Origin of the sequence: Deinococcus seoulensis (assembly GCF_014648115.1) — a bacterium.
Classification (GTDB): Bacteria; Deinococcota; Deinococci; order Deinococcales; family Deinococcaceae; genus Deinococcus; species Deinococcus seoulensis.
The window spans coordinates 43,843-50,358 of the sequence record NZ_BMQM01000025.1 but is presented as its reverse complement, the minus strand read 5'-3'; the positions used below and the strand labels follow the sequence as shown (position 1 = coordinate 50,358).

Annotated in this window: 9 protein-coding genes; 6 read left to right on the top strand and 3 right to left on the bottom strand. The window is 59.2% G+C overall.

Annotated elements, in window-relative coordinates; translation table 11 throughout:
• Positions 1 to 228: 228 nt before the first annotated feature.
• Together IEY70_RS15815 and IEY70_RS15810 are read left to right on the top strand one after the other, a co-directional pair.
• Positions 229 to 453, top strand: a complete 225-nt coding sequence (locus tag IEY70_RS15815; protein ID WP_055364181.1) for a helix-turn-helix domain-containing protein — start codon at positions 229 to 231, stop codon at positions 451 to 453.
• A gap of 472 nt (positions 454 to 925) precedes the next feature.
• Positions 926 to 1,276: a hypothetical protein gene (locus IEY70_RS15810; protein ID WP_189065992.1), complete on the top strand. Its 351-nt coding sequence runs from the start codon at positions 926 to 928 to the stop codon at positions 1,274 to 1,276.
• A gap of 614 nt (positions 1,277 to 1,890) precedes the next feature.
• Here IEY70_RS15810 and IEY70_RS15805 read toward each other — a convergent pair.
• Positions 1,891 to 2,106 (bottom strand): hypothetical protein, encoded by a 216-nt coding sequence (locus IEY70_RS15805; protein ID WP_189065991.1) that lies wholly within the window; start codon positions 2,104 to 2,106, stop codon positions 1,891 to 1,893.
• Positions 2,107 to 2,248: 142 nt separating this feature from the next.
• On the opposite strand from IEY70_RS15805, the gene IEY70_RS15800 reads away from it, so the two are divergent.
• Together IEY70_RS15800 and IEY70_RS15795 are read left to right on the top strand one after the other, a co-directional pair.
• Positions 2,249 to 2,476: a hypothetical protein gene (locus tag IEY70_RS15800; protein WP_189065990.1), complete on the top strand. Its 228-nt coding sequence runs from the start codon at positions 2,249 to 2,251 to the stop codon at positions 2,474 to 2,476.
• Positions 2,477 to 2,561: 85 nt separating this feature from the next.
• Entirely contained in the window at positions 2,562 to 3,242 is a 681-nt protein-coding gene (locus IEY70_RS15795) for a hypothetical protein (protein ID WP_189065989.1), read from the top strand.
• A 199-nt stretch (positions 3,243 to 3,441) separates the two neighbouring features.
• Here IEY70_RS15795 and IEY70_RS21070 read toward each other — a convergent pair whose 3' ends face one another.
• The gene (locus IEY70_RS21070; RefSeq protein ID WP_373290803.1) at positions 3,442 to 3,918 is read right to left on the bottom strand and encodes an IS1595 family transposase; all 477 of its coding nucleotides are present in this window, start codon (positions 3,916 to 3,918) and stop codon (positions 3,442 to 3,444) included.
• On the bottom strand, positions 3,915 to 4,391 hold the full coding sequence (locus IEY70_RS21065) for a transposase (RefSeq protein WP_229777979.1): 477 nt from the start codon (positions 4,389 to 4,391) through the stop codon (positions 3,915 to 3,917). The genes IEY70_RS21070 and IEY70_RS21065 overlap by 4 nt, the downstream gene beginning before the upstream one ends.
• Before the next feature lie 395 nt (positions 4,392 to 4,786).
• Between IEY70_RS21065 and IEY70_RS15785 the strand changes: the two genes are divergently transcribed.
• Together IEY70_RS15785 and IEY70_RS15780 are read left to right on the top strand one after the other, a co-directional pair.
• The gene (locus tag IEY70_RS15785; RefSeq protein ID WP_189065988.1) at positions 4,787 to 5,536 is read left to right on the top strand and encodes a DUF2268 domain-containing putative Zn-dependent protease; all 750 of its coding nucleotides are present in this window, start codon (positions 4,787 to 4,789) and stop codon (positions 5,534 to 5,536) included.
• Positions 5,533 to 6,513, top strand: a complete 981-nt coding sequence (locus IEY70_RS15780) for a tyrosine-type recombinase/integrase (RefSeq protein WP_189065987.1) — start codon at positions 5,533 to 5,535, stop codon at positions 6,511 to 6,513. Before IEY70_RS15785 ends, IEY70_RS15780 begins: the two co-directional genes overlap by 4 nt.
• Positions 6,514 to 6,516: the final 3 nt, after the last annotated feature.

The following is a 6,516-nucleotide window of genomic DNA, read 5'->3' as shown; positions in this document are numbered from 1 at the left end:
GAACGTCAACTTGACATGCTTGCACGCTTAGCGGGAATTTTCGTTCCAACTCTAGCGTGACCCCGTGTAGGGGACGCGCAGGGTGGCGGCGGCGACCGTGAGCAGGAAGGCGGGGAGCAGGGCGAGACGCTGAAGCAGGGAGCGGGTCATGAGAGAACCTCCGATACTTAGGGTGATAGTACGTGTAGTAACTGTACACATTTTGATAGCTCAGGGCAGCCTGAGCGGATGCCGACCAGCCGCCGCCCACCCAGCGAAGCCCGTAAGACCTTTGGAGTGCGCGTCCGGGCGCGCCGGCATGCCCTGAACCTGACGCTGGAAGACCTCGCGGAGCGCGCAGACCTGAACTGGTCGTATATCGCGCAGGTGGAGCGTGGTATCCGGAACGTCAGCATCGATAACATGGCGGCCCTCGCAGACGGATTGAACGTGGAGTTGCGGGACCTGCTCTGAGCGTACGGTCCAGTTCAGGCCGTGTCGACCACATCTGACCGGACATCCGGTCAGGTGCCTGACTGGCAATCGACTATCACTTGAAGTACAGTCGGACAGATGGACTTCACATCAACGGGTCTGCCTGTGTCATACGAGGTGCACCCGCCACGTCCGGCGTTGGTCCGGTAGGCCACTTCCAGCCTGGGGCATCCGAAATGGGCTGTACGTCGCGGGTAGGTCATGCATGACATGCAACGCAGAGCCGAGGGCACGCCTCATTATTTGGAGATAGAGAATGAGAGTCACGGAGAGGTACGGATGGAACTCCCCAGCGTCAAAAGATCACTCAAGCTACAAGACTCACGTCACGAGTTCTGTAGAGATATATAGCGATGTGTCCGTAATTTTACAGAGACAGCTGTTCTCGTCATCAAGAAAATTAGGAGGCCTGCTCTTCGGTTATCACGTAGGTGATCGCTTGAGGATAGTTATGGCGAGCACCGTTGGAATTCCTGATTGGTATGAAGGCGAGCACCGCAATGAGCTAAAAATAGATCAAAGATTCATTCTCGGATGGAGCGAGGCGCTCTATCATCTGTATGGCGGTCGCATAGAATGGGTTGGTAATTGGATCGTTAGCGCGGGGAATGAAGACTACAGAGCCCAGAGCGATATGGATATTCTGCTTGAATGGGCTAAAGCTGGCCTTTTCGATGATAGGAATATACTTCTGACCGTAAAACAAGAAAAAGATGATTTTATCGTCAAGACATACGCGGTTAACGATGATAAAACGGGATGCGAAGTCCCGAACATGTTTTCACGATCGAAGATTAGCTAGTAAAAGTGGATTGAGGACCACATGAGCTACGGCGCACGATCACGGCGCTTCCGCCCATCGGCAACTATCAGGCAGCGCAGAATCTCGCCGACAGTGCCACGGCGGCCGCTGAGCAGAGCCGCTGGCAGGAGGTCGGCCAGCGCATGAACATCCTGCTCTCCACGCTCGGCCTGATCGTTGGAATCGTCGCGGACTCCCAGCCTGCGATCGACACGACCACACGTGTACTTCACGCGCTCGGCCTGGGGACTTGACAAAACGTCGTCATAAATCCCCTAACTTTCATCAAGCTGCACAACGTGTACCCAAAGCGCCCGAAGGCCCGCCATGACTGCGGGCCTTTCGTGTTGTGCCGCCCACATCAACCCCGGAGGTACCGACCGTGCACGTCTGAGCCGCGCCCCGCGTCACCGACAACCCAGCCGTCACGCGCCGCCACGCGTGACTGAACTGCCCTGAGCAGCCGACTACACCTGGCCATACACCGCCGCGCGGGTCGAACGCCGGACACGAGGCGAGACGCCCGGGAGAGACTGGGACACGGGGAGACGGCCACGGCGCGCCAGCCGCACAGGCGTGCGCCGCCCAGGTTCAACTCCGGGACTCCCCACCATTCAGCGGAGCCGTAACATGCCTTCGTCCCACAGGTCTGCAGCCTTTTCCAGGAAGTCAGCGGGCGTGTTGTTTATCCCAACGATCTGCTCGGTGACGTCGAATCCGTTGGCATACACCCGGTACTCTTCGAAGTCATCCTCGAACACCTCCAGCAGGCCCTTCGGGTGATCATTCATGGTGGCGATGGCCTTCATTCCGTTGCGGTTATTAGTCATGGCCGTATGGTGACACAAAACGCTGGATAGCGTGCCAGACAGCATTTATCCGCTCGCAGGGATCTCCGCGAGTGGGAAATCTGCCCAGTGGACCCGAGCGAAGTGAGGACGCAGCCGCGGTGGGAATCCCGTACGCTGACGTATGACCCGAATGATGCACACCCCAGAGTTGATCGAGAACGACGATGGCACCTTCTCCCCGAAGAATCCGGCCAGCATCCGCTTCCGCCCCAGCACAGGCAAGGACGGGTACGCGAAGATCGAGTTGCTCCTCAGCGAGGACCTACACGTCATTCACGAAGGGATGTACACGGAAGAAAGCGCCCTGGAACTCCTGAATGCCCAGCTTGAAGCGATGCTCCCCGAATAATCCCCCCACCATCACCATCACACCAGCCCCTGCCTCAGCCCGAGCACAGGGGCTTTTCCATGCCAGCCCAGGAGGTGAGCCGTCCATGCCCAAACGCCCCAAGACCGAACCCCCCACCCCGCCAGCGGACGGCCTCACCTTCCCCCGCGAAGTCACCATCACCGCCAAGGCCCACCCCCACAACGGCCGCACCGGGATGGCCAGCGGCGAAAGCGCCCGCCCCCCAGGCAGCGAAGAAGACATGCTGCGCATCGAATTCCCCGACGGCGGTAGCTGCTACGCCAGCCTGTTCGACACCACCCTCACCCAGGACCTCAAGACCCTGATGAAGCCTAGGCGCACGCCGACCGAAGCCGCCCGCGCCGCGAAGAAGAAGACCAAGGCCCGCGTCACGAACGGCGGCGCGGCCGGCAACTCGCGGAACCCCTTGCAGAATCCGCAGGCGCAGGAACCCCTTGCAGAATCCGCGAAACCCGCGAAGACCCGGAAGCCGAGGGAGCCGGGGCAGATCTGCGGGGCGAAGGGGAAGCGTGGGGGTGGGCCGTGCCGGCACCCGACGGGCTTCCGGACGGATCACCTGGGCGCGGGCCGGTGCTACTTGCATGGGGGGAGCACGCCCGCGCCGACGGGGCGGTACTCGTTGGTGGAACGGCCGCGCCTGCAGGCCCTGATCGAGAAGTTCGAGGCGGACCCGGATCCGCTGAACCTGCTGCCAGAAGTGCAGCTGCTGCGGGCGCTGCTCCTGGACTACATCAGCGCGTTGTAGCCTCAATCGACTTTGTTGACGAATTCGAAAACTGCTGTTCGGCAGGGCGGATCATCGCGACTCGGCAACGAGAAATGCGGAGTATGGAAGCTCTCACCTGAATTCGCCAACAGAGTCCTCAATCGCCCGAAAACCCCCGTTAAGGTCACAAGGGTGATCTGAAGAGTTCGCAGAATGGCCAGACTTTTTTGGCGAAGGCTCATCCTGGATTCCGGGGAGCTGAGGTCAGAAGTAGGTTCAACATTGGCTCCAACAGTGAAAACCCGCGACGACGGATGTTATGCATGGCCTGAAAGAAGGCCAGGTAGAGCGGCAACCAGCGCTGCGAAAGGCCCCGATGAGGACGCAGCCACGAGCGGAGCAAGCTCCACACGCCTTCAATCGTGTTGACGTGAACCTCGTTGATCCCGTCGCCATCGTCATCACGCGCCCATTCCCGGTCTCCGTGATTCACGGTGACATGTGTGTAGCCCCAGGCGGGCACCCGGGCGTAGATCGAGTATTCATCGGTGTTGACGACACTGCCTGCCTGAATGGTGTCCAGGATATGGGGCTGTATGGTCCGCTGCTGAACGTTGTCACAGAGGTAGAGCGCGAGTTGTCCACCCCGCTCGATCATCCCCAAGACCGGCGGTTTGTCGGACGCGGCGGTGCCGCGTCCTCGCTTGCCCTTCAGTCGCCGTCTACGTCCAGGACGATGTTTTTTTTCACCAGATCACTCTGGCCCTTATGACCAGCGATGAGATACACCTCGTCGATCTCGACCGTGCCTGCGAGTGTGGGCGTGGTGGACGCGTCCACCACGCCCTGCCGGAGATTGCGGGTCATGTCCTGGGCATCATCTTCGTTCAGGCCGAGTTCGTGGGCGATCTGGCGGTTACTCAGATTCAGACCCATCAGATACAAGCACGCCACCCACTGCCGCAGGGGCTGGTGGTGACCAGCGAAGACGGTGCCCGTCAGATCATCGAACTTCCGCTGGCAATTCAGACAGCGATATCGCTGTCTGAATCTCTGGGTGTCGTCCCGGCCCTGCTGAACCACATGCGGCGCGTGGCAGTGCGGGCAGTCCACCCCATCGGGCCAACGGAGTTCCCGGACGACCTTGAAGCATTTTTCGTCGTCCAGGAGCTGAATTAAGCTCAGCATGCTGATAGTTTATCAGAGCGCCCTCAGCTCCCTGGAATCCAGGAAGAGCCTTGGCGAATTCGAAATCTGCTGTTCGGCGGGGCGGACCATCGCGACTCGGCAACGAGAAATACGGAGTCTGGGAGCCCTCACCTGAATCCGCCAACAGAGTCGAATGTGGCTACAAGACGAAGTCGTCCTGGCACTACCATCCCAAACCCCGTCAGGACAGCGCCCTGACGCAGTGGATACGTGAACTGACGTGGATACCGCTTCATTCACATCCTGCTGGTGCTGGAAGGGCAACGGATCAACACGCAGCCGGCCGGATGCATCACCCGACTGTCGGCCGAGCAGCTGAGAGCCCCCCTGCATCTTTCCTCCCTAATTTCCATTGGGTAGGATAAGGTAGTAGTATGACTCTAGGCGCCCGAGCATATTTCACACCTGCCCTACCGAACCACTCCATTACTGGAAGTGCCGCGCAAGTAATGATGGCGGAAATAATGATCGATCACGGGCATAAACACGGATTTACGCAACTTCAGCATTCTTCTATCGCAGAATTCTTGACAGATGGCCATGCGATCGCCCAATTCGCGCAAGCCGTCATGAACAAGTATGGTTCCAATCGAGATCTAAATATCGTAATTCTACCAGTGATACATGACGCGTCTATGGCAGAATACGACGGTGTGCATGCTACGCAGAGGGAACAATGGGAAGAGCAGTTTGTGACTTTTGAATGGTCGACCACAAACTTGATGCGTGCTAGAGCAACTATTGCCCATGAGGTAGCACACCATCTCCGCCGTCCAAATGATCCTGCTAATCAAACTGAATTGAAGCTCACGAAGTACCTACTCCATGAAGGCATTGCCGAGTGTATGGTGGAGTGTGAAGTAGGTCATGCATACGTGCAATTTGACAAAACCACGGACCCACAAGTCCGCGCAAAGATCTCTCGTCTCATCGAAGCTGAACAAAGAGGCACACTCACGAGTACAGAAGAAAGTGAACGTGAGGAACTTTTAGATACCCGCGATTACTATCCTGCTGCATATGCTGTCGCTAAACAGTCCGCATTGAGTGTCCAAGACCTCATCTCAATGGACCTTCAAAAATACGCTGCCATAATTTTGGAGCAGCTCCCGCACATTCCGTGACCCTCGACAGATATCAGGGTGACCGTCTTGCTCAAGCGCAGACCTGGGCTGGCCTCCCCGACGACGAACTCCGACGCCGCGCCGTAAAGGCAGCCGCAGACAAGGACCTGTCGGGACTGGTCACCCTAACCTGCGCCTACCTTACCCACGAGGGGACCAGCGGCCTGCTAACCAGTCCACGCACCATCGAGGCCTACACCCTCGGCGTCCGGCACTTCACCGAGTACGCGACCTCAAACGCCATCAACCTCCTGCGCCCTGGACGGCGCGACGCATCCGGGTACGTGGCGCACATGTTGGGTTCCGGGCGCAAGCCCGCAGGCGTTCAACTCAAAGTCGCCGCGGCGAACTGCCTGTACCGGGCCCTCCGGTGGGCCGGCGCCACAGAGGCTGAACCCTTCCGCGACGTCAAGGTGCCCAGGGATCCCACACCCGGACTCGTGAAGAGACCGCCCTACAGCGAGGACGACATCGCGGCCGTGATGGAGCAGACCGACCTACAGGGCCAGGTCCTCTTGCTTCTTCTCTCCCATGCGGGCCTACGGATCAGCGAAGCGCTCTCGCTGACGTGGAAGGACATCGACCTGGAGCTTCGCCGTGTGTCCATTCAGCAAGGCAAAGGAAGGAAGGGCCGGGTCGTGACCATGAGCGGCAGCCTCCGCCGAGTGCTGAGCAAGTTCAAGCAGGCTTCGAGCCAGATTACTGACGGCCGCCGCACCACTCCGGAGGGCGCCGTCTTCTCGTACTCACACGTCACGACCGCCCGGTATCACATGGCGAAGGCCTTCGGAGCAGCAGAGGTGCAATTCCGTGGCTTCCATCCCGGACGTAAACTCGCCGGTACCCGCCTGCTGCGCCAGGTCAACGACATCGCCCGCGTGGCGCACCACCTGGGGCACGCCTCCGTCGAGACCACCCGGCGCGGGTACGCAAACTACGAAGTCGACGACCTCCGCGATACCCTTTCAAGCTGGTAAGCA

Bases quoted from the DNA above. Each gene is read 5' to 3' on its own strand.
- IEY70_RS21065 (WP_229777979.1), bottom strand. From the start codon at position 4,391: ATGCTGAGCTTAATTCAGCTCCTGGACGACGAAAAATGCTTCAAGGTC.
- IEY70_RS15785 (WP_189065988.1), top strand. From the start codon at position 4,787: ATGACTCTAGGCGCCCGAGCATATTTCACACCTGCCCTACCGAACCAC.
- IEY70_RS15805 (WP_189065991.1), bottom strand. From the start codon at position 2,106: ATGACTAATAACCGCAACGGAATGAAGGCCATCGCCACCATGAATGAT.
- IEY70_RS15810 (WP_189065992.1), top strand. From the start codon at position 926: ATGGCGAGCACCGTTGGAATTCCTGATTGGTATGAAGGCGAGCACCGC.
- IEY70_RS15795 (WP_189065989.1), top strand. From the start codon at position 2,562: ATGCCCAAACGCCCCAAGACCGAACCCCCCACCCCGCCAGCGGACGGC.
- IEY70_RS15800 (WP_189065990.1), top strand. From the start codon at position 2,249: ATGACCCGAATGATGCACACCCCAGAGTTGATCGAGAACGACGATGGC.
- IEY70_RS15815 (WP_055364181.1), top strand. From the start codon at position 229: ATGCCGACCAGCCGCCGCCCACCCAGCGAAGCCCGTAAGACCTTTGGA.